29 protein-coding genes are annotated in these 26991 nt (G+C 68.7%); 4 read left to right on the plus strand and 25 right to left on the minus strand.

Features of this window, described 5'->3' with window-relative positions:
- Positions 1-9: 9 nt before the first annotated feature.
- The 3 genes from ACX1D0_RS10810 to ACX1D0_RS10820 are packed head-to-tail and all read right to left on the minus strand — an operon-like array spanning position 10 to position 3262.
- On the minus strand, positions 10-1518 hold the full coding sequence (locus ACX1D0_RS10810) for a putative type IV secretion/conjugal transfer ATPase (protein ID WP_459017883.1): 1509 nt from the start codon (positions 1516-1518) through the stop codon (positions 10-12).
- Positions 1515-3023, minus strand: coding sequence for an SCO6880 family protein (locus tag ACX1D0_RS10815; protein ID WP_459017884.1), 1509 nt, complete (start codon positions 3021-3023; stop codon positions 1515-1517). Before ACX1D0_RS10815 ends, ACX1D0_RS10810 begins: the two co-directional genes overlap by 4 nt.
- A gap of 14 nt (positions 3024-3037) precedes the next feature.
- Positions 3038-3262: a hypothetical protein gene (locus tag ACX1D0_RS10820; RefSeq protein WP_459017885.1), complete on the minus strand. Its 225-nt coding sequence runs from the start codon at positions 3260-3262 to the stop codon at positions 3038-3040.
- Positions 3263-3734: 472 nt separating this feature from the next.
- Between ACX1D0_RS10820 and ACX1D0_RS10825 the strand changes: the two genes are divergently transcribed.
- Positions 3735-4256, plus strand: a complete 522-nt coding sequence (locus ACX1D0_RS10825) for a hypothetical protein (protein WP_459017886.1) — start codon at positions 3735-3737, stop codon at positions 4254-4256.
- An 11-nt stretch (positions 4257-4267) separates the two neighbouring features.
- On the opposite strand, the gene ACX1D0_RS10830 is transcribed toward ACX1D0_RS10825, so the two are convergent.
- Positions 4268-4417 carry a hypothetical protein gene (locus ACX1D0_RS10830; protein ID WP_459017887.1) on the minus strand — a complete coding sequence of 50 codons (150 nt, stop codon included), beginning with the start codon at positions 4415-4417 and terminating at the stop codon, positions 4268-4270.
- Positions 4418-4528: 111 nt separating this feature from the next.
- On the opposite strand from ACX1D0_RS10830, the gene ACX1D0_RS10835 reads away from it, so the two are divergent.
- Positions 4529-5644, plus strand: coding sequence for a DUF4062 domain-containing protein (locus tag ACX1D0_RS10835; RefSeq protein ID WP_459017888.1), 1116 nt, complete (start codon positions 4529-4531; stop codon positions 5642-5644).
- A 208-nt stretch (positions 5645-5852) separates the two neighbouring features.
- Here the strand turns inward: ACX1D0_RS10835 and ACX1D0_RS10840 are convergent, their stop codons facing one another.
- From ACX1D0_RS10840 to ACX1D0_RS10865, 6 genes are read right to left on the minus strand one after another with little or no spacing between them, the layout of a single operon-like run.
- Entirely contained in the window at positions 5853-7280 is a 1428-nt protein-coding gene (locus ACX1D0_RS10840; RefSeq protein WP_459017889.1) for a hypothetical protein, read from the minus strand.
- A 10-nt stretch (positions 7281-7290) separates the two neighbouring features.
- On the minus strand, positions 7291-8109 hold the full coding sequence (locus tag ACX1D0_RS10845) for a hypothetical protein (RefSeq protein WP_459017890.1): 819 nt from the start codon (positions 8107-8109) through the stop codon (positions 7291-7293).
- Positions 8109-8393, minus strand: coding sequence for a hypothetical protein (locus tag ACX1D0_RS10850; protein WP_077348554.1), 285 nt, complete (start codon positions 8391-8393; stop codon positions 8109-8111). Before ACX1D0_RS10850 ends, ACX1D0_RS10845 begins: the two co-directional genes overlap by 1 nt.
- Complete coding sequence (locus ACX1D0_RS10855) at positions 8390-9145, minus strand: hypothetical protein (protein WP_459017891.1); 756 nt, start codon at positions 9143-9145, stop codon at positions 8390-8392. Before ACX1D0_RS10855 ends, ACX1D0_RS10850 begins: the two co-directional genes overlap by 4 nt.
- Entirely contained in the window at positions 9142-9339 is a 198-nt protein-coding gene (locus ACX1D0_RS10860; RefSeq protein WP_459017892.1) for a hypothetical protein, read from the minus strand. Before ACX1D0_RS10860 ends, ACX1D0_RS10855 begins: the two co-directional genes overlap by 4 nt.
- Positions 9340-9392: 53 nt before the next feature.
- Positions 9393-10184: a hypothetical protein gene (locus tag ACX1D0_RS10865; protein WP_459017893.1), complete on the minus strand. Its 792-nt coding sequence runs from the start codon at positions 10182-10184 to the stop codon at positions 9393-9395.
- 272 nt (positions 10185-10456) lie between these two features.
- Here ACX1D0_RS10865 and ACX1D0_RS10870 point away from each other — a divergent pair, with 272 nt between their 5' ends.
- Positions 10457-11860 carry a hypothetical protein gene (locus ACX1D0_RS10870; RefSeq protein WP_459017894.1) on the plus strand — a complete coding sequence of 468 codons (1404 nt, stop codon included), beginning with the start codon at positions 10457-10459 and terminating at the stop codon, positions 11858-11860.
- Positions 11861-12184: 324 nt separating this feature from the next.
- Here ACX1D0_RS10870 and ACX1D0_RS10875 read toward each other — a convergent pair whose 3' ends face one another.
- From ACX1D0_RS10875 to ACX1D0_RS10905, 7 genes are all read right to left on the minus strand, one after another.
- The gene (locus tag ACX1D0_RS10875; protein WP_459017895.1) at positions 12185-12646 is read right to left on the minus strand and encodes a hypothetical protein; all 462 of its coding nucleotides are present in this window, start codon (positions 12644-12646) and stop codon (positions 12185-12187) included.
- 534 nt (positions 12647-13180) lie between these two features.
- Positions 13181-13870 carry a hypothetical protein gene (locus ACX1D0_RS10880; protein ID WP_459017896.1) on the minus strand — a complete coding sequence of 230 codons (690 nt, stop codon included), beginning with the start codon at positions 13868-13870 and terminating at the stop codon, positions 13181-13183.
- Between the two features lie 308 nt (positions 13871-14178).
- Positions 14179-14748, minus strand: coding sequence for a helix-turn-helix domain-containing protein (locus ACX1D0_RS10885; RefSeq protein WP_459017897.1), 570 nt, complete (start codon positions 14746-14748; stop codon positions 14179-14181).
- On the minus strand, positions 14745-15557 hold the full coding sequence (locus ACX1D0_RS10890) for a TIGR04255 family protein (protein WP_459017898.1): 813 nt from the start codon (positions 15555-15557) through the stop codon (positions 14745-14747). The genes ACX1D0_RS10885 and ACX1D0_RS10890 overlap by 4 nt, the downstream gene beginning before the upstream one ends.
- Positions 15558-15747: 190 nt before the next feature.
- Entirely contained in the window at positions 15748-19026 is a 3279-nt protein-coding gene (locus tag ACX1D0_RS10895) for a LysM peptidoglycan-binding domain-containing protein (protein WP_459017899.1), read from the minus strand.
- A complete protein-coding gene (locus ACX1D0_RS10900; protein WP_459017900.1) occupies positions 19023-19442 on the minus strand; it encodes a TadE/TadG family type IV pilus assembly protein in 420 nt (139 codons plus the stop codon). Before ACX1D0_RS10900 ends, ACX1D0_RS10895 begins: the two co-directional genes overlap by 4 nt.
- The gene (locus ACX1D0_RS10905; protein WP_459017901.1) at positions 19442-19861 is read right to left on the minus strand and encodes a TadE/TadG family type IV pilus assembly protein; all 420 of its coding nucleotides are present in this window, start codon (positions 19859-19861) and stop codon (positions 19442-19444) included. The genes ACX1D0_RS10900 and ACX1D0_RS10905 overlap by 1 nt, the downstream gene beginning before the upstream one ends.
- 45 nt (positions 19862-19906) lie before the next feature.
- Between ACX1D0_RS10905 and ACX1D0_RS10910 the strand changes: the two genes are divergently transcribed.
- Entirely contained in the window at positions 19907-20362 is a 456-nt protein-coding gene (locus ACX1D0_RS10910) for a hypothetical protein (RefSeq protein ID WP_459017902.1), read from the plus strand.
- Here the strand turns inward: ACX1D0_RS10910 and ACX1D0_RS10915 are convergent.
- From ACX1D0_RS10915 to ACX1D0_RS10950, 8 genes are all read right to left on the minus strand, one after another.
- The gene (locus ACX1D0_RS10915) at positions 20329-20538 is read right to left on the minus strand and encodes a hypothetical protein (RefSeq protein ID WP_459017903.1); all 210 of its coding nucleotides are present in this window, start codon (positions 20536-20538) and stop codon (positions 20329-20331) included. The genes ACX1D0_RS10910 and ACX1D0_RS10915 overlap by 34 nt on opposite strands.
- A gap of 40 nt (positions 20539-20578) precedes the next feature.
- Positions 20579-21352 carry a type II secretion system F family protein gene (locus ACX1D0_RS10920; protein ID WP_459017904.1) on the minus strand — a complete coding sequence of 258 codons (774 nt, stop codon included), beginning with the start codon at positions 21350-21352 and terminating at the stop codon, positions 20579-20581.
- Positions 21353-21471: 119 nt separating this feature from the next.
- Positions 21472-22326, minus strand: a complete 855-nt coding sequence (locus tag ACX1D0_RS10925) for a type II secretion system F family protein (protein WP_459017905.1) — start codon at positions 22324-22326, stop codon at positions 21472-21474.
- The gene (locus tag ACX1D0_RS10930) at positions 22323-23876 is read right to left on the minus strand and encodes a TadA family conjugal transfer-associated ATPase (RefSeq protein WP_459017906.1); all 1554 of its coding nucleotides are present in this window, start codon (positions 23874-23876) and stop codon (positions 22323-22325) included. The genes ACX1D0_RS10925 and ACX1D0_RS10930 overlap by 4 nt, the downstream gene beginning before the upstream one ends.
- On the minus strand, positions 23873-24643 hold the full coding sequence (locus ACX1D0_RS10935) for a hypothetical protein (RefSeq protein ID WP_459017907.1): 771 nt from the start codon (positions 24641-24643) through the stop codon (positions 23873-23875). Before ACX1D0_RS10935 ends, ACX1D0_RS10930 begins: the two co-directional genes overlap by 4 nt.
- Before the next feature lie 4 nt (positions 24644-24647).
- A complete protein-coding gene (locus tag ACX1D0_RS10940) occupies positions 24648-25313 on the minus strand; it encodes an SAF domain-containing protein (RefSeq protein ID WP_459017908.1) in 666 nt (221 codons plus the stop codon).
- 4 nt (positions 25314-25317) lie between these two features.
- Positions 25318-26226 carry a hypothetical protein gene (locus ACX1D0_RS10945; RefSeq protein ID WP_459017909.1) on the minus strand — a complete coding sequence of 303 codons (909 nt, stop codon included), beginning with the start codon at positions 26224-26226 and terminating at the stop codon, positions 25318-25320.
- Entirely contained in the window at positions 26220-26774 is a 555-nt protein-coding gene (locus ACX1D0_RS10950; RefSeq protein ID WP_459017910.1) for a hypothetical protein, read from the minus strand. The genes ACX1D0_RS10945 and ACX1D0_RS10950 overlap by 7 nt, the downstream gene beginning before the upstream one ends.
- Positions 26775-26991 lie beyond the last annotated feature (217 nt).

The raw sequence follows: 26991 nt of genomic DNA on the forward strand, positions 1-26991 counted from the left end.
CGCGAACTTCTAGCGAGCGCCGTCGATGGCCTGGTTGGTGTAGGTGAACGCGGCGGCCGCAGGGTGCAGGACGGTCTGCACCTTGTAGATCTGCTTGCCCACGCACCACAGGGCCCGGCCCTTGCGCTGGGTGGCCCAGTCGGCCATCAGGTGCTCGGCGATCGGCCCGAGCTCCAACAGTTCGGAGAGCTCGCGCGCGACGCTGGGGTCCTGCCCGTGCAGGATCTTCAGGTCGGCGAGGTTCAGTAGTTCCTTGGCGATCGCGGTCGCGGCGGAGGTCGACTCGCCGACGGTGAGCATGTCGCCCGGCTTGTGGCCAACGACGAACTGGATCTCGCCGTCGCGGCGGGAGAAGCGCATGTCGGCGTCCAGGCTCTTGACGGCTTCGAGACCCAGGCGCATCTGTTTCCACATCTCGTCGCGGATGTTGATCCGCAGGTCGCCGGGGGCCTTGATCTCGCGCATGGCGCGTCCCCACGAGGACAGGCAGGTCAAGGCGATGCCCATGGCCTCGTCGCCGAGGGGTTCGAGGCGCGACAGCGAGAACGACTGGACCGGTGCCGCCCAGTCCACGGCGATGGTGGTGGGCGCGTCGAACAGGCCGGCCAGCGCCCCGGTCACCAGCTGGCCGAGGGCGTCGCGCAGCAGCCGTGTCTCGTCGAGGAACTGCCTTGTGGACGCGTACCGGCATTCGGTGACGAGCTGGTCGGTGGGGTTGGCGAGCAGCTGCCACAGGGCGGGGATGGTGGTGACGTGCAGGGTGTGGTGCCCGTCCTGGTAGCCGGTGAGCTGGGCCAAGGCGGCCTCGACGACGCGGGCGTCGGTGGGTCCGAACGGGACGCGTTGCTCGCCCACGAACTGGGAGCCGACCAGCCCGCGGATCAGGGTCAGCCAGCGGCGGAAGATGATGCCAGCCCGGCGTTGAGCTTCGACCCGGTCGAGGGTGTCCCAGCCGTCGCCGAGGGGGCCGAAGTCGAGGGGGTTGATGCGGGCGCTCATGCCCGGGCCGACGGCGAAGGGTTGGACCCCGAACGCGCGGCACAGCGGTTCGTACTCGTCCTTCGGATCGCCGAGGACGAACACCTTGTAGCCGAAGTCCATCATCAACGTGGCGAAGTTCTTCGTGTTGGTCGACTTGCCCCCGCCGGGCTTACCGAACGTGATGACGTTCGGGTTGGTCACCGGGACTGTGTCGTCCAGCACCCAGCCGAGCGGGTCGGCGTAGAAGCTGCCCCCGGAGAGTTCGTCGATGCCGATCTGCGCGCCCGTGGGAGGCAGTGGCGGGTTCGCGATGAACGGCCACCAGGCCGCCGCCTGATCGCTCGTCATGCGGTACTGGGCGACGGGCATCCGCGCCGGGTTCCACCCGCGGCCGGGACGCCGCTGTCCATGGCGCGGCGACGAGCGGAACAGGTACGGCTCCTTGCCGGGCCGCTCGGGTTCGGGCTTGGTGGGCAAGTCATGGCCGAAGTCGGCGAGCAGCTGGGCGGTCGAGCGCCCGCGGGGTGGCATCCTCATTCGTCGGCCTTCCGGGTGAGGCCGAGTCCGAGCGGCAGGGTGGCGGCAGCGAAGCCGGCGTCCTGGGCCAGGTCGAGGCGCAGGGGTGCGAAGCCGGCGCGCCGGATGGACGCGTCGAGGCGGCGTCCGAACTCGGCGACGCGCATGGTCTTGGCGACGGTGACGCACGCGACCGCGTACGGGCGGGTGAGGGCGTGGCCGGAGGCGAGCTTGGCGTCGAGGCGGTGGGCGCGGTTTACGTTGGCGCGGTCGCGGGAGCGTTGCCGGATCTGGAGGCGGCCGCGGAGTCCTTCGCCCATGTCGGCGGCCCACTCGCTGGAGGCGGTCTGTCGGTCGGCGCGGCTGAACGGCAGGATCGGGAACACCACCGTGTAGCTGCGCCGCTCTCCCGGTTCGCTCGGGGTCAGCACCGGCGCCAGGGCGCCCAGGCAGGCGCCCCGGTCGGGGAGCTTGATGGTGGAGATGATCGAGTTCCAGGCGTCGTGGGAGTAGTGCCGCATCGTCGTGTCGGCGCCGGAGGGGCCGGCCATCGCCCACGGCACCTCGGTGCACACGGCTGGCTCGGTCTGGTGGGCGGCGAGGGCGTCGATGATCCCGGCCCGGTCGGCGGGGGCGAAACCGGTGCGGACCGCGAGCGCCAGCTGGGGCGAGGTGAGCCAGGTGACGTCGGTCACGCCCATGCCGCCGCGCAGCATGGCGGCGATCTCGTCAGCCAGCGCGTACAGGACGCGAGTGCGTCCCTCCAGGCCGCCGCCGAACTCGCGGGCCTGCTTCGCGATGCGTGTTTCGGGGACCACGAACGTGACGAACGCTTCGGTGCGGACCGCGGCGCGGGTCAGGGCGGTGGCGAGTTCGTCGTTCATCCGCCTGGCCAGCTCGGGGCCGTCGGGACGCCGATGGGCCGAGATCCACTGCTGCCGTTCGGCGCCGTCGTCGGGGACGGTGCGGACCAGGAACACGACGTCGCTGATCAGGGACGCTCGGGCGGCGACGTCGAGCAGTTCGGTCAGGCCGCGGCCGTACTGGTCGCGGCGGTCGCCTTCGGCCATGCCGACGCCGGGGTGCCGGATCGCGGCCGTCATCGCCCACGTGCGCAAGCCGTGGTCCTGGATGACGGCGTACCGGGTCTGGGCCGGGCCTTTCGGGGCGCCGTCGTGGACCTCAATGCCGGTCATCACACCGGGCAGGTCAGCGTTCTCGAGTGCTTCGGCCTTACCCGTGGCGGCCTTGCTGCGCCACGATGTCCACCCGAGCGCCTTGCCGGCGGTGAAGCTGAGGCTGGCGACAAGCCAGCCGGTGGCCGATCGGCCGCGGACGGGGACGACGACCAGCACCGTCACCACGGCAGCGAGCCCGGCGAGTTGGGCCGCGAGCAGCCAGCGTTGCTGGTTTGCCGCCAGGAACACAGGGATGACCGCGAGGGTCAAGGCCGCCAGCCGGGAGCCCGTCAGCCCGAAGAAGAAGCCGACCCGATCCGGGCCGTAGTCGTCGTACACCGCAGCCATGACGAGACCTGCGGTCAGTAAGCCAGCGATGTGTGGGCGGGTGACTCGAACTGCAGCGGAGTGCTCCTGCCGTCGGCGACGCTGTCCCAGACCCGGGATCGCTCGATGTCCGCCGCCACTCGGGGGGCCGCGCGCAGGCGGTCCTCGACCGCGCCCGAGACCTCATCCACCAGCACGGGCTGCGACGAAGGCGGGTCGAGGTCGTCGGAGTTGGGCTCTGGGTAGGTCCAGTCATCCATGCGATGCGTCTCCTGTCAGGTGCGGTGACCACGAGGCCACTCACCCGCATAACGGCGCCTGCGGCCGTCCCGTGGACAACGCCAGCGCCCGGTCCGCGGTTTGGGCATCGTTCCCCAACCACGAGCTTGACCTTTGGTGACCCGAGTGGCCGAAGAATCCATCGAGCGGTGTTCACGATCCGGGGTCGGATCCTCGAGAGACGTCCATTGCGCTGATCGTCATGCGGCCACGCATTATCTCACGAACGCACCCGCAGCGCACGTTCGTTACCGGGGCCCACGCCTGACATGGCAAAGGTCCCACTAGACGCACAGGAGGGCCCGCGCTTGGTGGTTCGGTGGGAACGTCTCGGCGGGATGCTGTAGGTCGCCGTGGAGGCGCGCAGTTGGTGCTCCTTATGGGACGTCGGCGCGCCGACGGCGCCAACCAGGGACCTTGCGAGACCATGACAAGAGCAAGGGGGAAACCGACATGATTGATGCGGACAGCGCTGCGGAAGTGCTTCTGGCAGCCGGACTCCCCTGCAGGCCGCCGCACGTCCTCGTGACAAGGTGGCTGGCACTTCTTGCCGATGATGCTCACTTGTACCTGGACGTCGCCTTCGAGAGCGGCGCCGGGGTGCCTGGCACCCGGTACGTTTTCGTCGCTGTCACCGATGCGGCTGTCTGCTACCTGCAGGCGGAGCACGACGACGATGTCTGGGATCACCAGCGTGTCAGCTTCAACCGGAAGCCGCAGTCAATGACTCCAAGGACGCTCGTCGCATGGCGTCGCCCGTTGGCTCTCGTGACAGAGGTCGGCCTGGGCGGCGACACATGGCACTGGGTCGACGCCGCGGGTACAGGCGATCCGCCGGTCTACGCGCTCAAGTTCGGCCAAGACGCCATCGAGATCCCGCTGCGGAGCCCACGCCGGTCGCGTCGAGCGCCGGATCCGACTCCAGTCATAGCCCTCGTGACTGCGGCGTGGCGGTCGGCCTCAGCACGACGTTGACAACTCGCCCTCTACTTGACCCGCCACAACTGGTCGATGGCGTAGAAGCGGCACTCCACCGTCTGTGGGAAGTGGATGACCGCACAGTAGATCGCTGGGTTCGACCCGAGGTTCCTGCCCCACTGGATCACGTCATCACCGATGTCGTCCCGGTCGCGCACCCTGACATGCTTGGGGCGTCAAATCGTCCACGATTGCTCCAGTCAGTTGATCGACCCGCGGTCCCTCAACAGCTCAGCATCCTAGACAGCCCGGCTCGGCCAGGAGGCCTCATGAAGGTGTTCATCAGCAGCGTACGACGCGGCCTGGAGGCGGAGCGGGATGCACTCCCCGGCTTGGTCATGGCGCTGGGGCACCAACCCAGAAGGTTCGAGGACTTCGGAGCGAAGGCTATGCCAAGCCGCGAGGCATGCCTGCGCGGCGTTGACGACAGCGACGCGTACTTGCTCCTGCTGGGTCCCTACTACGGGCACGTCTTTCCGGAGACAGGGCAGTCCGCGACACACGACGAGTGGGTGGCGGCCGTCGCCAAGGGCCTCCCGAGGCTCGTCTTTCGGAAGAAGAGCGTCGAGTTTGAACCCGAGCAGGAACTGTTCGCGAGGGTGGTGGGTGATTACGGTCATGGCGCGTTCTACGCCGAGTTCACCGACGTCGCAGATCTGCAGACCAAGGTTGTGCAGGCGCTTCGCAGCCTTGAGTCGCAACCGCCAGCGCTCACGTTCTCCCCGTTGCGCTCACCGGTCGAGGTCCGCTGGGACCCGGACGGCAGTCAAGGCACGAGCAGCACATCAGCCGCTTGGCTCGAGTTGCACGTCGTGCCGCTGAACGCCGAAACCCGATCCATGCGACAACTCCGAGAACTGCCCGATCTCCTCGTCTCATCGCTACGAAGCGTGGGGACGCTTGCAGTTGCAGCCGGCGCCAAACCCTTCATCGCCGACGACGCTGCTGTGGTGGAACTGCCCCCGTCGGACAACCGCCGGTGGGGCGAGCCACGCGAGGGTGGGCTGACCACGGTACGCGTTGACGCCGCTGGACAGGTGTCGTTGCTCTGGTCACTGCCTGCCGACGGACTCGGCTCCATACTCGACCAGGCGGTACTCAAGTCGACTGTGTCCGGGGGGCTCCGGCTTATCGGGTCCCTTCGTATGGTGCCCGACGGTGACGTCGCGATCGGGATTGGCCTCGGGGGGACTACTTCCATGGTGGCCGAGGGCAGGGTGACTGGTGTCGCCCGGACTTCCGCATCGATGTCAGGGTTCGGGTCGCAGCCGGTTCGCGTTGAGCCGGACGAGGCGATATCGAGTGCGGCATTGGACCGCGGCGCTGACGAGGTCGCTAGTTCGGTCGTCCAAACACTGCTTGACGCATTTCGTCGGCGATCGTAGAGCGCTCGAAGTGCCAGGGCCGACATCACCATGCTCGAGGAGAGTTGAAGGCGGCACGGCAGTCAGGCGGCAACAGGACATTCCACCAAGGTGGAGTAATTCCGCCAGCATCACGGAGATCTGAACTCGTGACGGACATCTAGGGTCCGGTTGCCCGCACGAGAGGTAGCCAGATTTCAGGGCGTTCAAACTTCACCGCCCTCGGATGCTATAGCGCCGCCACCTCGGCGGCCTCCACCACTTCGGGGCTGCTGTGGGCGCCCCTCGCGACCGCTCCGGCGCCAGACCCGGCGCCGGCAGGGCTGCCAGCGACCGGCGATGCGCCCGCTCCGGAGGGTGCCGAACCTGCGGGGGCGGCGTCCGGGGGCGGGCCTCCCCACCCGCCGCCGTCGTAGCCGTTGGCCTCGGTGGGATCGTCCGGGTTGGCCGGATCGTCAGTGGCACCGTCGTATCCCGACTGACCGCTGCCGGCCCGGACGCCGCGGCGTGAGTAGTCGGGCGGGAAGTTGTTGTGGCCGACGCCCATCTGGTTGGTCTGATCGGCGCCCATAGCGGCGGCGGTCCCACCCACGGCGGCCATGACGCCGATGCCTGTGGAGAACGCCTGCCCTACCGGGCCCATTCCGGCCGCAAAACGGCCGATTGTGGTGGCCGCAGCTCCGTCCTCGCCGGCAGTGCGTCCGGCGTCGTCGGTGGTGGTGGCAGCGCTGCTGCCGGTCTGGCGTCCGGCGAGGACGCCGCCGATGCCTCCGGCCGCGGCGAGCCCGGCGCGCAGGGCGGACCCGGACGTGCTGCCAGGGTCGGTGAACGCGAACAGCTTGTAGAGCGCCAGAGGTGAGAACGACGACACGCAGATGAGCACGACGCCGACGAACGCCGTCCCGATCGACTTGAGAACGTCGTCCTCACCGCCGACCGCCACCTCGGTGGTGATCCTCACGCCGATGCCGAGCGCGAGCACCATCAGGGGCGGGGTGAGGGCGGCGGCGTGGAACCAGCGGAACGACTTCCAGAACCAGCCGCGACCGAAGTCGGTGACGAGCCCGGCCGCCGCGATCGGTGTGACTGCAGCCAACACGAGCAGCGAGGCGGCTCGAGCCACCATCACCAGGGTGTGACCGATCGCCGCGATCCACAGCAGCATCCCCATGACGCCGAGGATGACGGCGACCGTGCCGTTGCTGATGTCGCTGGCGGTGAACGGCGCCCAGGGTTCCCACTCGCTCCAGCGGGTTACGTTGAGTAGTGACTGCATGAGGGCTTTGGTCAGGCCGCTGCAGGCCGCGACCAGGGTGACCCCGTAGCCCACCCAAGCGAACCACACGAACCCGAACTGGGCGGCTCCGACGAGGAGCCGCCCGATGCTGTGCCCGTCCCGCTTCCCAAGCGCAACGCCGACCTGGACGAGCATGAGGATCCCGACCAGCGCGAGGGCGATCCAGAAGGTGGTCGCGTACAGCTCGCCCACCGGTCCGTCTTCGCCAAGGCTCGGGGTGAGGATCGCGTCCTCCAACTCGAGGACGGCCCGGAGCACCCACAGACCGGCGTTCCACAGCGCGAGCATGGCCGCGGTCAGGCTGTCGGTCACCACGTTGGCGATGGCCGAGCCGAGCAAGCCGAACGGATCGATGGGCATGGTTGCTCCTTCAGTTGGAGGCGACCGGCTGCCAGCCGGCCTCGACGGAGGCGTCCGACCCGGGCCACGTCGACGGGGCGGGGGCGGGTGGGGTGCCGGGGCCAATCAGCCAGCGGTCGCCGGTCCACTGCATGCGCTCGCAGGTGCCGTAGCCCATGCGGGCCTCTGCCTTCAGGGCGGCGCGTACGTCGAGCAGCACGCACGCGAGCACCCAGTCATGGCCGTCGGTCCCCTTGATCTGGATGGCCGCGGGGGTGACGCTGACCAGGGTGCCGGGGTCCAGCTGGTTCGACGACTGCCGGGCGTGGGTCAGGAACGACTGCACGTTGCGGGTCTGGGACCAGTCGGCGGCGCCCACCCCGCCGGGCATCGCCCAGTCGCGGTAGACCTGGGTGGCCAGCGGCAGTGACATCGCCGACAGCACGCGTACCTCGATGGCCGCCAGCTGGGCGGCCGCGCCCTCGGGTGTGCGCGGGAAGCCGGACGGCACACCGCTGGCGCCGGCGGTCGTGGCGGCGGGTAGCCTGATCGCGGGAGGCAGGGCGATCGCCACCCCCGGCGAGAGACCGGCGTCCTGGGCCACCGTCGCCATCGGCGCTGCGGCGATAGCGTCTCGGCGCTGGCCAGGGTCGTCGTCTGCGTGAGCGCTGCTGTGGACGCCGTCGGCCGCGGTTCCCGCCGAGAAGCTGGAGACCAGGGTGTAGCCCAGCCCGTACAACAGCACGCCGCCGACCAGCAGCAGCCCCGCGAGGACGCCCACCAGCTGAGTGCGCGAGAGCGGGACGACCTCGCCTGAGCTCGCCGGGACGGGTGGGCGACGGCGGAACATCAGCCGACGCAGCCGTCGCCGAGGATGCCGTTGAGCATCCCGTAGCCACCCATCAGCACCACGGCGAGCACCAGGACGCCGGCGAGGCCGATGATGCCGCCCTTCGAGAGGTGCGGGGAGTGCGTGGCACGTCCGACGAGGATCGCCCCGACGGACACCAGCGCCGCGATCCCGAACAGCCACAGCACCGACCACAGGACCATGCCCGAGATCTGATCGGTGTAGGCGGCGACGCCCGTGGGCGCCACCGGGCAGATCTTCAGCGGGACGATCAGCGGGTTCATGTCGGTTCCTTTCGGAGGAGGGCGAGGAGGTTCTCAGCCGCCTTCAGCAGCGGGGCGGGCAACGGGTCGGGAGTCAGGCCGGTGACCTGCAGGCGTGGATCGAGGGGGAAATCGGACATGTGCACGCGTGCGGGGATCCCAGCTGCGCCGACCTTGACCGGACGCGGCCACCGCTTGGCCGTGGGTCCCACGACCACCCCGAACGCGTCGCGGCCCAGTAGCTCGGCGCACGACTCCAGGCGACGGACTCCGGGCACGGTGGCGTTCGTGACGAGGACGACGTCGTCGAGCGTGTGCAGCAGTAACCCCAGCCACCCGGCGCCGGGGCCTGACATGGTCGTCCAGTTGGTGTCCACGAACGTCCACTCGACCGCTGACTGGGTCGGAACCGGCACGGTCGCGTCGCCGGTGATGGGGCGCTCCAGGAGGACGTCGCCACGACTGCCGCGGCGCCAGGGTCCCTCGATCCCCAGCTCGGCACTGGCTGCGGCAGAGAAGCCGGACGCCAACGGAGAGCAGCACTCCACCACCCGCGCCGGCACCCCGGCTGCGGTGGCCAACGCGAGCGCCACCGTGGACGCCCCCACTCCGCCGGCGCAGCCCACGACGGCGACCACCCGCTCACTTGGCGCCGGCGTCCAGAGGGTCGCAGCGCTCCGGGAAGTGGGCGCGGACCGGGGCCCGTGGGCGAAATCGCCCGCCTCGATCGCGCGCCACGCCTCACGAAGCTCTGCCACGCTGTGCGCGGTCACGTCGGATCACCGCCCCGAGAGCGCCGATCCAGCAGTCCGGACAAGAGCATGGCCGGGGGCACCTTGGCCAGCTCACGTCGGGCCTTCTGAACGTCCCGGAGCCTGCTCAGACAGCCGTCCAGGTCGTCCAGGGTCTCCGGCTCCATGGCCGCGATCTTCAACAGGGCGGCCACCTCGGCCGGGGTGCTGGTCATCTCGGCATCACCTCCGCCATCCCTAACGGGACTCGCCCACCCCTGGTGGACAGTCAGCAGGTGACCCTGAGGTACTCGCCGGCCGCTCCGCTGAGGGCGGCCAAGCAGCGAGCGGTGCGACGCCGCACGGTGCGGGCACACACGCCCCACTCCTGGGCAACGACGGCGCTGAGCTGGCGGCTCGACAGGCCGGCCACTCCGCCCTCGCGGGCACTGCCATCAACCTGGAGGGTCTTCGCGGCCTCGATCAGACTGACAAGCAGCTCCCGGTCCCCGTCGGTTATGACGTCCTCGGCACACGCCCAGGCGAGGAGTTCAGCCAACTCGGCTGCCGGGTCTGGGTCCTCGACGAGCCGATCGTCGGCCGGGTCGACGGGCCCCAACGAGACGGTCGAGAGGCGGCGCGGCTGGTGATGCGTGGAGGCGCCGCAGTCCAGCAGCACGCCCTCACGCAGTTGGCCGGCGACCTTCGCAGCCACCCAGTGCGGACGCCGCCACGGCAAGCCGCGGACCTCAACCCACAGCTGGGCGGCCAGCACCTCGTCGACCCGATCGTCGTTCAAGCCCAGCCGACGCCGCACGCGCAAGGCGGTCGGCAGCAGGAACCATGCGAGCACCAATGCTGCATCCCGGTCGTCCGCCCCATCGAACGCCGCCAACCGAGCCAGACCCAGAAGGACGTCGTTGGCCAGCGCGGGTTCAGCCGCTCGCCGCCAGGCGTCGAGCCGATTGGGGTCGGCGACGACGCCCAGCCGGGGTTCGATGGCGACCCAAGTCGCCCAGTGTTCCGCGAGCACGGACTCCAACCGTTCCTCCTGCAAGCCCAACATCTCGGTGATGTTCATTGCCGTGGTCCTTCCGCTTGGTTATGCGGGAAGATCACCAATCGGACGTTGTTCCTTTCGTAGTCCACAGGGCTCCGCGGCATCGAAACGCGGCTCAGGACGCAGCCTGAGCTGACCAAACCGCCTGGCCGGCGGACCGTTGCCCCGCGTAGCCCCCGACACGTTTGACAGAAACGCGCGATGTGCCACCGCGCGCGAAGTCCGCCTCTTCACTTCACGGAAGCGACGAGGACTGCGTCGGCCACGCCCGGACGATTCGCGATAATCAGCGGGTGAAGAACGTGATCGGGCCGGGCAGCGTGCGATATCCGGTCACGCCCGACATCGAGCGGCTCCTGCGCTCCATGGACCGTCGCGCGCTGCAGTCGCTGGTGCTCGAGATGGCGGCACACAGCCCCGAGGCCATGCGCTCGCTGCAGCTGCGGGCCACGCCCGAGGACGAGCCAACGGCCTCCGAGGTCCTGACGGCCGTTGACGCTGCGCTGGCCGGAGTCGACCTCGACTACCACGACCCCTTCTACGAAGACGTCGACGACGGCGTCCAAGGGATCGAGGAGGCCGTCCACGAGCTGGAGCGGCACCTCGACGGCGGCGCCCACCCCGTGGTGCGCCGAGTACTCCAGCACCTTCTCACCCGGCTCGGCGACCTGGCGCGGGACGCCGACAACGCCGACGCCCTGCTCGGCGTGGCCGAACGGGCGTCGACGCTGTTAGGACGCGCGGTCGCAGGGCACCCGGAACCGGTCAGCCTCGCCCGCTGGGTGGTCGGCTTCCGGGTGGAGTACGGCGGCTGGCCATCCCTCGCGCTGGACGCCGTGGCCCACGCGTTCGACGAGCCCGCCTGGGACGCCTACCGCGCGGGTATCGCGACGCTGGGCGGCGGTGGACCGGCAGCAGACCCCCATCGCAGCGAGATCGACCGCATGCTGCTGGAACTGGCCGACCACGACGGCGACGTCGAACGAGCCGTCGCCCTGCTGTCCGGAGGTGACCGCCCGTACTACCGGGAGATCTTCCGCCGGCTGCGTGACGCCGGACGGCCGGCTGACATCCTCGCGTGGCTGGACCGAGCCGTCACCCAGGGCTGCGTGGACGTCGCCTGGCGGGCCGGACCCACCATCGTGCCCGTCGAGGACGCCGTCGACGCCTACCTGGACGGTGGGCGTCCGGACGCCGCCCTCGCGATCGCGCGGACCCTGTTCGACCGCGACCTCAGCGCGGACGCTCTCCGGTTGCTGAGCCAGGTCGCGGAACGGTGCGGGCGCCGGGACGAACAACGCACGTGGGCGTTCGAGCAGGCCACCCAGCGGGCACGCAGCAGCGGCGGCGCCCAGCTCGTCAGGCTCCACCTCGCCGACGGGAACGTCACGCACGCATGGGAGGCGGCGGACGCCTTCGGCGCGGGCCACGCGTGGCGCGAACTCGTGGATGCCTCCGAAGACGGCTTCCCGCTCCGGGCCGCCCGCTTGTGCCTGGCTGAGGTGCTGGAGTCCCTCACCACGCCGGACTCGAAGCGGTACCCTGCCGTGGTCGATCTCCTGGTGAGAGCTCGCGACCTCTTCGACACGGCAGGCTACCGAGCTGAGGCGGACGCCGAGATCACCCGCTTGCGCGAGGTCTCCCGCCGCCGCCCGGCCCTGATGTCGGCCATGAACCGTGCCGGGCTGTCCTCCTGACACCTGAGGGCGGTCACCTCACGATTACGCGCCAGGATCCGCGAGCCAGAGCCGGCCCAGGATCGAGCCCCTCGGTGTCGTTGCCAGCCTGCCGGGTGAGTCCGATCTGCTGGTCAGGAAGAGTTGCAGGCGATTACGGTCTTACAGAGGACGCAGGGCCCTTCCGTCTTCCCTCACCTCACCTCAAGGCCACAAGGCGTGAGTGACGCGCTTGTTCGCAACCGGACTAACGCTGTCATCGACCCGATCCCCTCCGCGGGCTGGCGTCCTGCGGCCCGCGCCGTGCACTTCGGCGATGACGCGAAGTGGCATGCATGTTCGGGATCAGAAGCCGCCCATGTGCGAGAGAAAGGCGGCCAGGACGTTGGCACCAACCGCGCCTCCGATCTCGCCGAGTGCGGTGGCTGCGCGCTTCAGCCTGCTCTTCTCTTCGGAGTCCGTGGTTTGCTCCGCGGCCTGCCGAAGTACGTCGATGAGTACGCCCAGGGCCTCATGGCCGTCCGGGTGTAGGCCGGTGAGCAGGTATGCCTCGCCGGCGACGTCTGAGATGCGCCACGGTCCAACGTCCCCGCCCGAGGCGTACCTCTGGAGGGTGATCAACCCACGTCTTTCGAGCGCCTCCGCAGCCCGGCCAACCTCATCGAGAGTAAGTCCCACGGCATCAGGCAATTCCTGGAGGCGTACGCCGCCGTAGACGAGACCGTCCTGATCAATCCGGCGTGTGACTTCGCGCAAGACAGGGAAGTCACGGCGCGCCCAGACGTCGAGCAGCTTCGGGGTGCTCATGGCCACTTATGCGAGATCGGCGCGGAGGCTGGGCGCCAGCCACTGAGCTCGCACGACTGGGGCTTGCGCGGTTCCGAGGCCTGTGAGCAGCCCTTGGTCTGCCAACAGCCGGAAGACGTCGCGCGCATCGTCTAGGTCGATACCGACCGCCCCTGCAGCATCTTCGGGCGTGGGCCTCCTTCCGCCGTCGATCTGTGAGGCGAGTTCCGTCAGGAACATCCGGAGGTGTTGCTCGGAGTAACTCATAGCGGGAAGTCCATCTGGGGTGAGGCGCTGATGACCAAACCCTACTCCTCACAGGAAGATCGCGACTCCCGGTCATCGCTAGTCTTCCCCCCGAACGCGAGAACCCTGCCGCGCACCGCCTGCGACGGCTCCGCAGGCGTGCGTTTCAAGTTCGAGCCTCCATGCGCCCGCGCAACGCGTATGCGCACGCCCCACGGCGCCTCGAGGACATGGGTGGCCGCGAGAACCAGACTGCTGCTCGAGCTCCGGCTCCGGAGCCGCACCGGGGGATCCGCTCCAGCGCCACAATCACGGGCGGGGCGCTGTCTCGCCGACTGGGACCACGACACCACCGGCGCCGTCAGTGGAGTCGGACAGGACCTCCAAGTCGAGGCTCTCGGTCCTCTGGTATTGCCTGAAGGTCATTTCGGAATCCGCTAGTACTACCACGGCGAACGCCGCTACTTCGTCGCTTAGCATCGGCGTCAAGAGCTTCTCCCGCACAATCTCGCCGAATAGATGCCATAGCCGCGCCAAGGAGCTCTTGTCAGCATCCAAATTCGCGAGAATCAGTTCGCTCACCCGATCGAGTGACAGTCCAGTCTCCGGCTCGTCGGATCGAAGGCCGATCACGCGCGTCGAATTCCAATGCCAGCCGGGATCCATATCATCGGACGCGATTAAAAGCTCCTGCTTGACAACGATGTACAGCGTCAAGTTGCGTCCTGGCCTGGACCACTGGTCCGCCGCAACCCGCAGATCTTCCACGCGATCCAGCACACGGCCGAAGTTGCCCGCCGACCCCGCCTTGTCCTGAGCCTGCCGGCGAAGCCTACTGAACGCTGGATACACCTCGTCGGGAAAGGGGAATCGACTGAATGCTCGACCGACCCGCCAGGCGACGGTGCGTGCTGCATGCCCGCTCGCCTGCTCTACGTATCGAGCGGTGATTGGCAAGCCAACCAGAGTCGCCTTAGGGATCGAGACGGCGTATTCCATGTCAGCCAAGCATCGCGTCGGCTCAGCAGTGCTCGACTCAAGGTACAAGTGAAGTGGCTTCTGGCCCTTTCGTGCACTCGACAGTGCACCGTCGCTCGGCCCTACAACGACCGGCGCCACAAGACAACGAGCCTTGCTCGGCTGCACTACGTCACAAGTCTGGCTCAGTATCGCGACCCCCTCAGGGGTAGGAACAAGCTGAGCCACCACGCCCGTGCCAGATAGTGAGACAAGACGCAGGCCGACAACGTCACCTTGGCGGAGGTTGCAGCAGTCGTCACCAACCACCTCCACTGCGGCCTCAACGCTCACAATTCGATCCGCTCCCTTGGCGAAACGCCCGCAACCTGCAGTTGCATGTCCTCGCCGCGCGCTGCCACGAGTTGATGAAACAGGCTTGTACCACGACTTGAGTCGAGCATTGCCGCTCGCCGTTCAGCAGGAGTAGAACCGGGGACCACTTGGACGATGGCAAGGATCTTGGCCGCAAGCTCTTCATGCAGCGGTGACATCGCATTGCCACTAATCCAGTTGTGGACAGAGCGGCGAGATACGCCGAAGAGACGGCTGACCTGATCGGTCGTAAGACCCGTCAGGGCGCGCAGTTCAGCGATCTTTTGCGCTGGGGAAGCGGAAACCTCGTCGGAGTACGGACCGTAGGGTTCCAAAAGTCCGGAACTTGTGTGATCAGTGAGTGCAGATGAGTCTAGTGCCGATGCCTGCACGAATGGCCGGACGGCAGTGGCAGTGTAGGGCAAGGCCGGAAGCGTCGCGCCTACGGCGGACGATGTTGCCAGAGCAAAGCCGAACGCAAGCGCGAAAGGTACATGCAGGCTGCGCTCGCGATCCTTAATTGGAGCACCCGATGCCGATATCATCCAGCATCACCGAATTCCCTGAGGAAACCCTCGGTCGAGATGTACTTGAAGTAGTCGTAGGCGATGTCTGACAAACGACCGGCTTCGGCGAGAACTGCTGGAACATCGAAGGGAACCATCTTCTCCGCCGACGCATCGAGATCAAGCACCCAAGACGACTGCTGCAGTGGCGCTACGGCGGGATCCACTGTCTCACCTGGGGGAACCAGACCTGAACGCACTTGCAACGCGGCGTCGCCGACAATATACCGCGCCTGGTTGGCATTCGATACTAATAGGGCATCCCCGGTCACCCCCGGTAAGCCGGCATAGCCAAGGACTTCCGGACGCACGTACGTTGCAAGATTCTCGACCAGGCGAGAGTCTTCGACACGGTTGACGTACCGAACACCCAGTCGGTCTACCAGGGGAATCCTCACTTCGGACGCGATGGCGCCGAGTACCGACTCAAGACGCGTGAGGAAGTCCGGAAACGACGAGTATGAGGTGCTATACAGCGATGCGAAGCGTCGACTCAGGCTGACGTGCCACGCACCGTCGATGGATCGCCATTGGTCGATCCTCTCGCCCGGGGCCTGTGTCACCCCTTCGGGCGTGATCGTGTAAGCGACCTCGTGGATACTCGAGACGACAGGGTACCCGTCGAGTGCCGAGCCGAAGGCGCGAACGACTTCGGTCATGTCTGCCTGCAAGTGACTGAAGTTGGGCCACCGGACTTGGCACAACACGAGGGCCAAGGGTGCATTTCCTAAGCGAACCTTCTTCTCCGTATCACCGGTGAACGGTCGGAGGCGCTCTCGATCTACCATGGTTCACACTGTACTTCACACCCCTGACAGATCCCGATGAATCCACTCATCCCTGCCCGTGACAGCGGTTCGCCACCTCCTCCCCGCGCGCCACAGGCGCTCTGGAGGCGGCATCCCAAGATGTCCCGACCCACGCCGATGTCGCCGCACACAGCAGAGAGGTTCCACGCTGCGCGGTGCTCGTTCGGTTTCAGGCAACGCGCCCCTTCTTCAGCCACGGCGCGCTGGCGACCAGCTCGGCTGTTCGCTCTGGTAGGTCATCGGGAGCATCGCCGTCGTCGGCGCGGTTGCTGACATCGTCGCGAAGGATGCGTTCGGCCGCTTGCCTGTCACCTTCGGTAGCGAAGATAGCGGCGAGGTCGAGCCGAGGGGTGTCCTCGTAAGGAGCAGCCAGGAGCGCGGTCTCGGTGGCGGTGCGGGCCAACGCCAGGTCGCCCGCATGGAGGGCCGCGATGGTGATTGTGTGGGCCACGTCGACGACAGCGCAGACCATGTGCTGGTCGATGCGAACACCGTCCGCCAGCCAAGCCCAGCCGCGCCCACGTTGTCCTGTGAAGGGCTCCCCGGTCACGAGCTCCAACGCCGCCTGAAGGTCACTGAGGCCCTCGGGACCGCGGGCCTGGCCACGCGCGCGAAGCCGGCGGAACAGGTCGATGTCCGCCGTGACGCCGACCAGCTGGTAGATGCCCATGCCTCGGGCGATGCCAGCCGGGGACTTCGTGGCGTCGGGCAGGTAGTTGCCGCCGTTGGTGGGGTCGACGCCGAGCCAGCTTCGCACCTTCGACAGGTGGACCCTCATCTGGGTGGCGTCGGAGCCGAACGCGTCGACGACCTGGTCGATCGTGACCCCTTGGGGGTGCAGCGCCAGGAACGCGAGCAGCTCTGTGTAGAAGGCCTTGCGCTTCGCAACCGCCGTGGGCTTGCCGGTGGTACCGGTGCGCGCCTGGATGGGACCGAGGAGCCGCAGGTGCGGTCGGGTGCCTGCAGCCCAGGCGGCCAGGTCGGCGTCCAGGTCCGGGTCGGAGCGCTCGACTGCTGCCCGGACCTTGTCGGGCACGTGCGGAGCGAGTTGCTGTAGGTCGTCCCTGGTGGTTGCAGCCACGTCGAGGACCTCGGCGTCTGGGGCTGGAACCACTGTCGCCCCCGGTTCGGACTCGGGGTCTGTGTCGCGGGGCAGCACGAGTTCGTCACGGATCGCTCCGGCGGCGTCGCAGTGCTCGCGCCAGCCGTCGTCGCCGTCGCTCGGCATCTCGACGTCGTCGAGCAGGTCGGCGTGGGCCAGGAGCAGCGCGCAGCCCTGGGCTTCGGCGGGGGTGAGTCCGTTGGCGATCAGGTCGAGGCCGAGGGACGGGATCAGCACCCGCCCCTGCCCGGTCAGTCGGACGCCGAGGCCACGGACGGGCTCGGTGTCGGCGACCATGACGACGGCCGTGCCGGTCCTCGAGGAATGTTCCCCGACGAGGGCGAGCAGCCGGTCGAGCGGGGTACTCGACAGCGCCCCGTTGACCAGGACGAGCCAGCTGTCCCACACGTCGCCGCCCAGGTCGTCGACGCGGCCGGCGGCTGCGGTCACGTCATGCTCGGCGCACTTGTCACCGGTCGCGCGGGCCGCAGCGATCGCCGCGTCCAGTGAGGCGGAATCCTCGAGACGGTGGTGGCGGATGCGAGCCGGGTCGAGCGGCGCGGCCTCCGGCGCGATCCCGATGCAGTCGAGTTGAACCTGGCGCGCCCACGGGTTGACCGCGATCTCGGCCGCCAGATAGCGAGCGAAGTCGGCGGCGTAGGTGGGGTCACCGGTGAGGCTGATCGTGCCCAGCTGTTCGAGGTTGACCAGCCACGTAGCGCCGTCGTCGTCCAGTCCCACGGAGACGAGCTGCGGGTAGGCGGATCGGGCGGTCGACTCATGTTCGTGCGAGCCGGTGGCCAGCAGCCATCGACGATCATTGGCCGGGTCCGGGCGCCAGGGATGCGCGAGTGTGACGGACTCGACCAGCTGAACGGCCACCTCGCCTGGCAGGAGTTGGAGAGCCAGGGGTTGCGGCGGCACGGCGCGGTCCTCGCCGGAGACGGCAAGCAACCTGAGCGCCTGGTCGATGGCGACCAGGGTGGGCGCAGCGGCCTGCCCCTCCGTCATCACGGTCTTCTCCACCGGAACCAGTTCCGGCGGCGGTGCCTGGATCGTCCGCCCCGGCCGACGAGCACGGAACTGGGCCCTCCGGCGCTGGCGCAGGGCGGCCAGCAGCCCAGCAGCGAGGACCCCGCCCGCACCGGTGAGCCCGGCCAGCACCCACGGGGCCAGAGCCTCGGCGTCCCGATCGGACTCCTCGCCCACAGGCCGCTCGTCACTACTCATGTCCGAGGCCACGGGCGTCGAGGCGGACGCGGAGGGCGCCGCCGGCGCGCTGGACGAAGCGACGGGAACAGGAACGGCCCCGCCGGTTGCAGGCGACGTCTCGGCCACCGGGGTCGGGGTGGCAGTCGCGGGCGGGACGGAGTCGACCTGCGCTGGCTGCGAGGCCTGAGGTGCCGGTTCAGCTCGTTCGGGTTCCGGGGAGGTTGGGAGCTCGGGCGTTGCCTCCGCAGCGGAGGGGATGAGCAGGTGCCAGCCGGGGAGGATGAGGTCTGGGTCCGTCAGGCGACGGCCGTCCGGCTGCGGAATCCCCCGAGAGGCCTCGAAGATCCGTGGCCACGCCTCGGCGTCGTCGAGGTGCTGCTGTGCGATCTCGCTCAGCGTGTCGCCCTTGACCACGGTGTATCGGGAATGCGCGCGGTCGCTCGTCGCCGTGGCCTGTCCGGCGTCGGCCTGCGCCGCTGCGGGCAGGGTCAGCACCCAGCCCGGTCTGAGGAACTGCGGCTTGCCCCGCAGGAGATCGTTGTTGAGTTTGAGGATCTCGGGGTAGCGGTTCCCTGACCCCAGGTGGTTCTCAGCGATCGACCACAGGGTCTCACCTCGCTTGACCGTGTGAGTGACGGGTGCGGGGGCGATCTCGGCGAGCGCAACGGCTCTGGACGTCGTTCCCACGGACGCTGGCGGCGCGGGCGCCAAGGTCGCCGTCGCTGTGGCCACCGGGTTCGGGCTGTCCGGGACTGCGGATGCAGTCTCGATCCCCGTGGCGGGCACCGCGATGAACAGGAGCAGCGCGGCTGTTACGAGCCGGCGGGCCGGCGCCTGGGACCACCGGAGCCCGGGCAGCTTGGGTGCCTCCAGGCCTCGGAGGGCTGCGACTGCCTCCGTGAGGATCGTGACCGCGAGCAGTCCCCATACAACCCACGCCGCGCCCTTCAAGATCAACACGGTCAGGTGTCCGTCATCCGGACTGGTGAGCGCCGCCCACCACCCGTCCAGGCCGGACGGCGTCGGCCCCCACCCGAGGGCCAGCAGCACCGTCGGCAGCCCCACCAGGAGAGCCAGCAGTGCGACGAAGGCGGCGAACCCGACGAGTCGGGGGTGACGAGGGCGCGGGTTCATCGGGGAGCTCCGTTCACGACACGCGACAGCAGGATGGTGGCGTCGCCGCTGACCGTCTTGGGTCCGATGCCTGCCGTCCCGAGGAACTTCGGCTGGTAGACGATTGTCACGTGCACCGACAGGGTGGTCGGTCCGGTGATGCTCACGCTGCCGTCGACGCCGGCGGCATGCAGGTAGGCCGCCGCGGCCGTCCGGGCGGCTGCCGTGTCGATCTGCGGGGATTGGCCGCGCATGATCTGGCCTGCCTGCACCTGGTTGGCCGCCGTTCGCCCCGCCTGCTGGGCGAGGTCGTGAGCCCTCTGTTGGGCGTTGACCTGCCCGGTCAGGTCGACGGTGATGCCGATCACCATGGTGATCACCAGCGCGATCAACACCCCCCACACCGTGACCGAGCCTCGCTCATCGTGATGGCGCATCATCGCCCCCTGAACACATCAAGCGGACTCGTGACTGTCGCACTGACGACCCTGTCCGGCAAGCCGGGCAGTGCCAGCTCTGACAGCTCCACCGTGCAGGTCACCGTCGCTGCGACGCTGGCGGGCGTGCCCACGGGTGTGGCGAACCCCGAGGTGTCGAGGGTGACCGTCATGGACGCGCACGTCAGCCCTTGGTTGGCCAGGGTGGCTCGTGCCGCCGCCACCGCCGACGTCTGGGCCGACCCTGCGGTGCGGGCGATGGACGCCGCGCGTGCGGCGTCCGCGGCTGCCTGCTGGACGCTCCCGTGGGCGATGGCCACCCGTCCGCCGGCCACGGCGAACAACAGCAGGAGCATGAGCGCCGGCACCAACAAGACCAGTTCGATTGCCGCCGACCCGCGCTCATCGGCGGCGGTCATGCAGCCCCGAGACCTGGGCTTCGCGCTCCCGCAGCGTCTTGATTCGTGAACTCGCGGCTTCATCGCGTGTACCTCTCGACGGGCAAGGTCGCCGACTGGGACACGGTCACGTCCATGAACGGCACGAGCCGGACGCTGTGGCCGGTCACCGTCACGGTTGTGCTGGTCGCCGTCCTGTCGCCGGTCACGGTTACGCCGGTCAGCGTCGTCCCTCCCACGTCGGTGGCGAAGGACCTCGCGCTCGACAACCCGGCCTCCAGTGAGGAGTTGAGCATCGCTGACGTGCGGGCGCCCGACTGGGCAGACGCGAGGGCGATCGACCGGGCGTGGAACCACGTGCCGGCCTGGACGGCCAGGAACAGCACGGTGAGCACGAGCGGGAGCGCGATCACCATCTCGACCGATGACGAGCCGCGCTCACCCCGCATCAGCCACTGGCTGGACCTGGACCGCCGCATGGTCGTCGCCTACCGGATCTCGTTGGCCTTGCCGACGACGTAGGCCTGGATGATCGCGGCGACGATCCCAACGATCGCGATCGCGAAGATCGCCCAGAGCACGTTCTGGATGGTTTCGGACATGCCGTCCTCGGCGAGCATCCGTTCGCGCTGCTTGGCGAGCCACGACTCGAGGTCGCGGCGCATGAGCTGGCTCTCCACGTACAGGTTGAGCATCATGGTGGGGGTTTCCTCTCCTGAAGGGGTTCTTCCTTTGGGGTCAGGTGTTGCTCATCAGGGTCATCAGGGATGGCCCCAACAGGATGGCGATGAAGACGATCGCCAGCATGGTCGCAGGGATGGTGAGCCGCTCGGAGGCGGCGTTCGCACGGGCCTGCTCGTCGGTCAGGAGCGCCACTCGCAGCGCTCGGTTGTGTTCTCGAAGGGTTTGGTAGACGGGCATCGTCTGCTGCTCGGCCAGGGCCATGATGTTGGCCAGATCGTCGAGCTCGGGCAGCGCCAGCTCGTCGCCCATCGCGCGGAGGACGTCCCACGGCGGGCGGCCGTCGACGCTGGACTGGGTGAAGCCTTCCGCCAGCCGGTCGAAGACCCACTGGCCGCGGCCGACGCGTGCTGCGTTCTCCAGCGCCTGGCGGGGCCCCGAACCGGCGCGACGTTCGAGGGCCACGAGGTCGATGAAGCCGGTCAACACGTGGTTGAACTCAAGGCGCGCTGCCTTCGCCTTGCCGTGGATGTCCAGGTTGGGCAGCACGAACAGCCCGACCGCGCCGACCAAGGACGCAGCGAGTGGGACCGCGATCGGGAACCGCAGCCCGAACCAACTGAACAGCGTCGACAGTAGCGGGGGTGCCACGAGCCCGATGGCGGCCAGGATCAGCTTCTCGCCGTAGAAGTTGGCCTCAGTCCGGCGCAGCAGCGCCAACTCCTTGACCGGCGTCATCCACACCCACCTCGGCAGCCAGCGCGCGACCCAGGCCCCCACCCGATCCTGGGGGTCCACGCCGCCCGCGAGGAGGGTGGGAGCCGACGGCACTCCCGTCAGCCTGTCCAGTGCAGGCCCAAGGGCCGGCACGGTCGGTGTGAGCCACCAGACCGCACAGAGAACGCTCGTGGCTAGCAACAAGCCTGTGAGTGCTGCGAGCTGCAGGCCGGTCATGTCGGCTCTCCGGACGCCAACAGTCGGGGCAGCGGCTTGACCCGCGCCATGCGCCGCATGACCACGAGGCCCACGACGTAGAGCGCCAGGAGCACCGACAGCACGACCTGTCCCAGCGGTGAGCGGTAGGGCTCCAGGTACTGGCCGGTGGCGGCCATCCCGACCAGACACACCACGGTGATGATGGTGACGATCCGCGCGGTCTGGCGCGGCTTGCTGCGGTCGGCCTCCAGATGACGCCGGGCAGCCACCTCCGCGGACACCGACTCGGCAAGGCCGGACAGGATCTGGGCGAGGCCATCGGCCCGCTTCTGCGCCGCGAGAATCAAGGTGGCTGCCACCAGGTCACCGGTCGAGTCGTTGAACTGGTCGGCGAACGCGCGGAGCGCCTCGGCTGTGTTCCACCGAGACCTGATGCGACTCACGAGGGTGGTCACCTCCGGACGGATGACGTCGGGTGTCGTGCGCAGCGTGGCCACGAGGGCGCCCTCCAGACCGACTCCCACGGTGATCACGCCGGCCAGGTTGCGCGTCCACTCAGCGAGACCTTCGAGGCGCTCGATCGTGTGGGACTCGTCCGAGACACCAAGGAGCACCGGCAGGCCGACCGCCGCCAGGGGGAAGAGCACGATCGAGATCACCCAGCCCGACAGCAAGGCCACCAGCACACCGGCCACCGCCGCCAGCAGACCGGAGATCAGGACGCGGCGCGGGACGATTGCGAGCCGCGTCAGGAGACGGGGCGTCTTCGGAGCGCCCGTCGGGACCGGCACTCGCCGAAGCCCTGCGACCAGCCCCATCACACCACCGACGCCGAGGACGCTCACCAGCGCGGGGACGAGCGGGTTCATGCGACACCCCCGTGCCGCTGCGCCTCCAGGAGGAACTCGTTCGCCGTGAACCCGTGGCCGGTCAGCATCCGTAGGTGGTCGGGCAGCACGAAGGCGACAGCCGGACCGTCGGGGTCACTGCGGAAGACGGTGGTCGCGGCGTAGCCGGCGGACTCCTCGCCCGGCGTGATCGCCAGGACCTCGTCGACCACACGCCGCTTGCGGACCGAGCCGTCGCGACCGCGCACGTACATGGACCGCAGCTGCACCACCAAGCCGAGGCAGCGAGCCAGCTTCATCACGGCCGAGTCGCGGGTGAACTCGCCGGACTGCATCGCGCAGCTGACCAGTTTCTCCATCGTGTCGGACGCCGACGCGGCGTGCGTCGTCGACAACGAGCCGGACCCCGACTCCATGGCCATGATCATCTGCGCGACCTCGCGTCCGCGCACCTCGCCCACGATCTGCCGGTCCAGCGCGTACCGGAAGGAGGCGTGCATGCCGTCCTGCAGCGTGAACTCGTTCACCGGACGCCCATCGGGACCTCGCTCGCCCGAACCTGGACGCGCCTCCCACGAGAACACGACGGGGTGCTCGTCGACCAACTGCTCCAGACCCAGCTCCCGCTCGGTCTCGAACGTCCCCAGCACCTCCTCCGGACCGATCTCGGCACACAACGCCCGCAGCAGGGTCGTCTTCCCGTCGCCTTGTTGCCCGGAGACCACGATCGACAACCGAGCCTTCACCGCGGCCGCGAGGAATGAGGCCAGCAAGGGGCTGACCGTGTCCAGACCCACGAGGTCATCGAGGGTGATGCGCACCAGCCGATGCCTTCGGATCACCACGCTGGGCCGATGGGTGACGAACGCGGACGCCGCCAGGCGAGCGCCATCCAGGTTCAGGTGGAGGTCCGGGTTGGCGTCCGAGAACACCCGGGGCGGATCAGCCCGGGAGGCCAAGTCCTGCAGGAGTTGGATCAGCTCCTCGTCGGACGCCGCCACCGGGGGGCCCGGCACCTTCTCGCCGCCCACCAGGTCCAGGAAGACCCGGTCGTGGCCGACGACGATGATGTTCTCGACGTCCGCCCGATCCACCAGGGGCTGCAACCGGCCGAGCCCGAACATCAGATCGAAGACCGCCTGCGCCAGGGCGTCCTGCGCGGTGGTGGAACTGACGGAGCCGTGGACGGCGAAGCGAGCCTCCGTCGCCTCCTGGACGACCTCCATGATCACGGCCCGCCCCAGCTCTTGGCGGGCAGCCTCGTCCGCGAACGCCGATTGCGCCGCACGCTCGGAGAAGCGCTTGGACGCCAGCGCGCGTAGTTGCGACGCCTCGTCCCAATCCACCTCGGGCGAGTGTTCCGTGGGCGGTCCCATCGGTCCCACCTTCGCCTCGCGGCCGACCACATGAAGGGAGGACGACGTGGGCGTCGTGGCGACTGCCGTCGACAAGGTGAATCCAGAGCGGACGCGGCCCGGGCGCGCCGCATCAACCGCGTCACCGAAGGCGGTGAACAGCGGCACGCTGGCCAGGTCGGGCCCTTCCCAGGTTGGCTGGGGCTGCTTCGTCATCGTTCCGCCCCCGCCCTGGCGCGCGGCGGCGCGTCCTCCGTGCGCGGCGCCAGAGCCCGAAGCGACTCACCCAACGTCACCACCGACCGCAGTAGCGGCGAACGATCGAACCGACGCTGAGGCTCCCCGTGGGACCACCACCGCGCGGCGTCCGGATCCCACGCGACCTCGCCGAGCACCGGTACGCCCAGCGTCTTGGTGACCTCGGACGTGCTGTACCGACGGACCGGCCCTGCGATGACCAACCGCACCTCGCCCAGCGAGCCTTCCTGGAGACCGGGCAACCATGACCGCACGCGGGCCAGCTCGGGCAACCCGGTCCCCGTCACCACCACGGTCACGTCCGACTCCGAGATCAGCGGCTCAGGGCTGCCGACCATGCCCAGCCGGCCGGCGTCCACGACGATGTCTACGCCCGTGTCGACCTCGAGTCCGCGCAGGGCGTCCAGGAGCGAGTCCCACACGCCGAGGAGGGACGCTGCCTGCTGGTGCGCCCGTAGCCCGGGCAACAGGCTCGCGTTCGAGTCGGCGAGAGGGAAGAGCCGCGAGGGCAACTCGTCGGCCAGCTGTCGGTGCCGGTGGGCCAACACGAGTTCGGAGAGTCCGGGGCGGGCAACGCCTGTGCAGTACCCGGCCAGGATCGCCGAGCCGCCCGACGGATCGGCTTCCACCAGAACCACCGGACGCGGCCACGTCAGGGCGAGACCGACGGACAGGGTCGTCACCCCCAACGAGCCCGAGACGGACGCGACGGTGAAGAGCGGCATGGCGTCACCGCTCCCGGGAGTCGAGCACAACGGCGACCTTGCCGGTCGCGGCGCGCGCCGCCAGATCGGGTGCGGCGTCCGCGCTCACCAGCAGGTCGACCAGGGCGAACTGCCCGTCCTGCGAGCGCGTGACCGCGACCACCTTGGCCGCGATGGTCACCGGCGAGACCTCCCCGACCTGGCCCTGCGCACCGGGGGTCTGAACCACCCGCACGTCGTCGCCGGTCTTCAAGGGAATGGCTGGGAGCATCCCGTCCACCAGCGACAGCCCCACCACTGTCTCGCCCTTGGCAGGGACCGTCTCGGGGGCGATGGCGTCGGGGGTGAGCAGCCCTCCGGCAGAGATGTCGAGCGCGGCTCTCTGACCCACGACCGTCGAGACCTCGCTGGCGGGGATCGAGGCGACGGCCGGATCGAGCGACACCCGCGCCACCATCAGATCACCGGCGGCGATGACCGCGCCACGAGGGACGGCCACCCTTGACACCACGACTTCGACCGACGAAGTTGCCGCCGTCCACAGCCACACGCCGCCCAGCGCTGACAGCAGCAGGGCGGCCACGGACGCGATGATCAGCACCGGACGCCGCCGGGTCTTCACGGGACCCAACGCCGCGGGTGCCTGAGGGGTCGTCGTCGCCGTCGTCGGCGCCATGGTCGCTGTCCTCACGTCCTCATCCCCTCACCACGGTCTGGAGTTCGCCGATCGTGACCACGACCGAGCTCGTGTACGTCTGGTTGATGACACCGGACTCGCCGATCCCGGACCAGTTGATCGTCCAGTAGCTCGTCGCCGTGACGGTGTACGTCCCCTGCTTCGCGTAGCGATAGCCGCAGTCGGGCGATGAGGAGACTCCGAACGAGTCGGCGTAGGTGGTGCCTGTGGACGTGCACGCGACGGTCCCGCCGTCGCCCATGCTCCACACCACCTGCGTGACCTTGCCCGTCGCGGTGACGGAATAGCCTCCCGCGGACGCGGTCTTCGTGTTGGGCCCCCAGGTGCTCTGGTCCGGGGACGCCACCCACAGCCAGATCGGCAAGCCAACCAAGCCCACCGAACCAGGTGAAGGGTCGGGCGCCATCCCGATCTCGACCGCACGGAGACGCATCTGGGTGACCGCCTGCAGGGCCAGCACTCTGGGGTCAGGGATGACGCCGGGGGCGCTGTCGGCCCAGAAGAGGTAGGAGCCCGGACCCGACCAGATACCGGAACTCGAACACCGGTGGATCGACCCCGTTGTATTGCCGCTCCACACCGCGTCCGTCAGCGGGGGCGGCGGCGATTCCGCCTTGATGTAGCAGGCTCGAGCGTTGCTCCACGTCCCCAACTCAGCGTCGGAACACGGCACCTCACGGGAAGGCATTTCCTGCGTCACGCAGGCCACGGGGTCGCTGCTGCCGGAGTGGCTGTTCTTCAGCGGAGCAGCGGGACCCGACCCGCCGTACCCGGGGACGCCGACCCCGCACGCGACTCCCCAGCTCGCCCCTTCACAGCCACCCTCCGCATAGGCGGGCGAAGCAGTGAGCGGCGTGGTCGTGAGCGCGAGACAGAGGGCGAGCGCCGCGATCAGCTTGGTCAACATGATCCGAGGACCTCGTCCTTCGTGATCTGCAGGTTGGCGCCTACCAACTGCACCGTGCTCTCGTGCGAGAGCCTCGGCTGAGGCGCCGGAGTGACCGGCTGGCCGTCCTTGTCCGTGAGGATGGCGTCGCTGCGATCGACGCACGAGGTGACAACCCACCCGTCATCCTTCGCCACGGCACGCTGGGAGGGGATCTTCGTCTCGCCGACCTGCACCTGCCCTCGCTGGCGGACCGTAGTCAGCATCACCTGCAGGCTGCTCAGCGCCTCTCCTGAGGCAAGGGTGTCGAGCTCGTTGATGCTCTTGCTGGAGTCGACCAAGAGACCGTCGAGGGTCTGCCACAGCAGTACGACGCGCGTCTTCGCGTCCTGGAGCTTCTGGTCTTCGGGGCTGAGGGTCGGTGTCGGCATCACCGTGGGTGACTGTGAGGGCGACTGCGACGGCCCCGTCGGGGTCGGGCTGTTGGTGGGCGCGGCAGTGCAGCCACCGATCAGTGCAGCGGCCATGATGGCTCCCACTGCTTTGACGGCCAGTCCTTGGTGGGTCATCCCATCCTCCTTCGCCTAAGGGCCATAACGGGGCGAAGAGGCGCCTCGTGGACATGCGCTGTCTGTTGTTGTCTCCCAGACTGCGGCAGCACCGAAGCTCCCGGGTGCGTCTGGCGCTCGTGGCGCCGGTTCCGCGTAGTCGCGGGTACGGCCATTGTCAGAAGCTGCCATCTCTGGCTCCAAGCTCTCCAGGGGGTGGACCTTGTACGGGAAGGCT

It is taken from the genome of Tessaracoccus pujii (genome assembly GCF_054483895.1).

Coding starts and splice junctions, on each gene's coding strand:
- ACX1D0_RS10810 (WP_459017883.1), bottom strand. CDS start 1,518: ATGAGGATGCCACCCCGCGGGCGCTCGACCGCCCAGCTGCTCGCCGAC.
- ACX1D0_RS10815 (WP_459017884.1), bottom strand. CDS start 3,023: ATGGCTGCGGTGTACGACGACTACGGCCCGGATCGGGTCGGCTTCTTC.
- ACX1D0_RS10820 (WP_459017885.1), bottom strand. CDS start 3,262: ATGGATGACTGGACCTACCCAGAGCCCAACTCCGACGACCTCGACCCG.
- ACX1D0_RS10825 (WP_459017886.1), top strand. CDS start 3,735: ATGATTGATGCGGACAGCGCTGCGGAAGTGCTTCTGGCAGCCGGACTC.
- ACX1D0_RS10835 (WP_459017888.1), top strand. CDS start 4,529: ATGAAGGTGTTCATCAGCAGCGTACGACGCGGCCTGGAGGCGGAGCGG.
- ACX1D0_RS10840 (WP_459017889.1), bottom strand. CDS start 7,280: ATGCCCATCGATCCGTTCGGCTTGCTCGGCTCGGCCATCGCCAACGTG.
- ACX1D0_RS10845 (WP_459017890.1), bottom strand. CDS start 8,109: ATGTTCCGCCGTCGCCCACCCGTCCCGGCGAGCTCAGGCGAGGTCGTC.
- ACX1D0_RS10850 (WP_077348554.1), bottom strand. CDS start 8,393: ATGAACCCGCTGATCGTCCCGCTGAAGATCTGCCCGGTGGCGCCCACG.
- ACX1D0_RS10860 (WP_459017892.1), bottom strand. CDS start 9,339: ATGACCAGCACCCCGGCCGAGGTGGCCGCCCTGTTGAAGATCGCGGCC.
- ACX1D0_RS10865 (WP_459017893.1), bottom strand. CDS start 10,184: ATGAACATCACCGAGATGTTGGGCTTGCAGGAGGAACGGTTGGAGTCC.
- ACX1D0_RS10875 (WP_459017895.1), bottom strand. CDS start 12,646: ATGAGCACCCCGAAGCTGCTCGACGTCTGGGCGCGCCGTGACTTCCCT.
- ACX1D0_RS10880 (WP_459017896.1), bottom strand. CDS start 13,870: ATGGAATACGCCGTCTCGATCCCTAAGGCGACTCTGGTTGGCTTGCCA.
- ACX1D0_RS10885 (WP_459017897.1), bottom strand. CDS start 14,748: ATGATATCGGCATCGGGTGCTCCAATTAAGGATCGCGAGCGCAGCCTG.
- ACX1D0_RS10890 (WP_459017898.1), bottom strand. CDS start 15,557: ATGGTAGATCGAGAGCGCCTCCGACCGTTCACCGGTGATACGGAGAAG.
- ACX1D0_RS10895 (WP_459017899.1), bottom strand. CDS start 19,026: ATGAACCCGCGCCCTCGTCACCCCCGACTCGTCGGGTTCGCCGCCTTC.
- ACX1D0_RS10900 (WP_459017900.1), bottom strand. CDS start 19,442: ATGCGCCATCACGATGAGCGAGGCTCGGTCACGGTGTGGGGGGTGTTG.
- ACX1D0_RS10905 (WP_459017901.1), bottom strand. CDS start 19,861: ATGACCGCCGCCGATGAGCGCGGGTCGGCGGCAATCGAACTGGTCTTG.
- ACX1D0_RS10915 (WP_459017903.1), bottom strand. CDS start 20,538: ATGATGCTCAACCTGTACGTGGAGAGCCAGCTCATGCGCCGCGACCTC.
- ACX1D0_RS10925 (WP_459017905.1), bottom strand. CDS start 22,326: ATGAACCCGCTCGTCCCCGCGCTGGTGAGCGTCCTCGGCGTCGGTGGT.
- ACX1D0_RS10930 (WP_459017906.1), bottom strand. CDS start 23,876: ATGACGAAGCAGCCCCAGCCAACCTGGGAAGGGCCCGACCTGGCCAGC.
- ACX1D0_RS10935 (WP_459017907.1), bottom strand. CDS start 24,643: ATGCCGCTCTTCACCGTCGCGTCCGTCTCGGGCTCGTTGGGGGTGACG.
- ACX1D0_RS10945 (WP_459017909.1), bottom strand. CDS start 26,226: ATGTTGACCAAGCTGATCGCGGCGCTCGCCCTCTGTCTCGCGCTCACG.
- ACX1D0_RS10950 (WP_459017910.1), bottom strand. CDS start 26,774: ATGACCCACCAAGGACTGGCCGTCAAAGCAGTGGGAGCCATCATGGCC.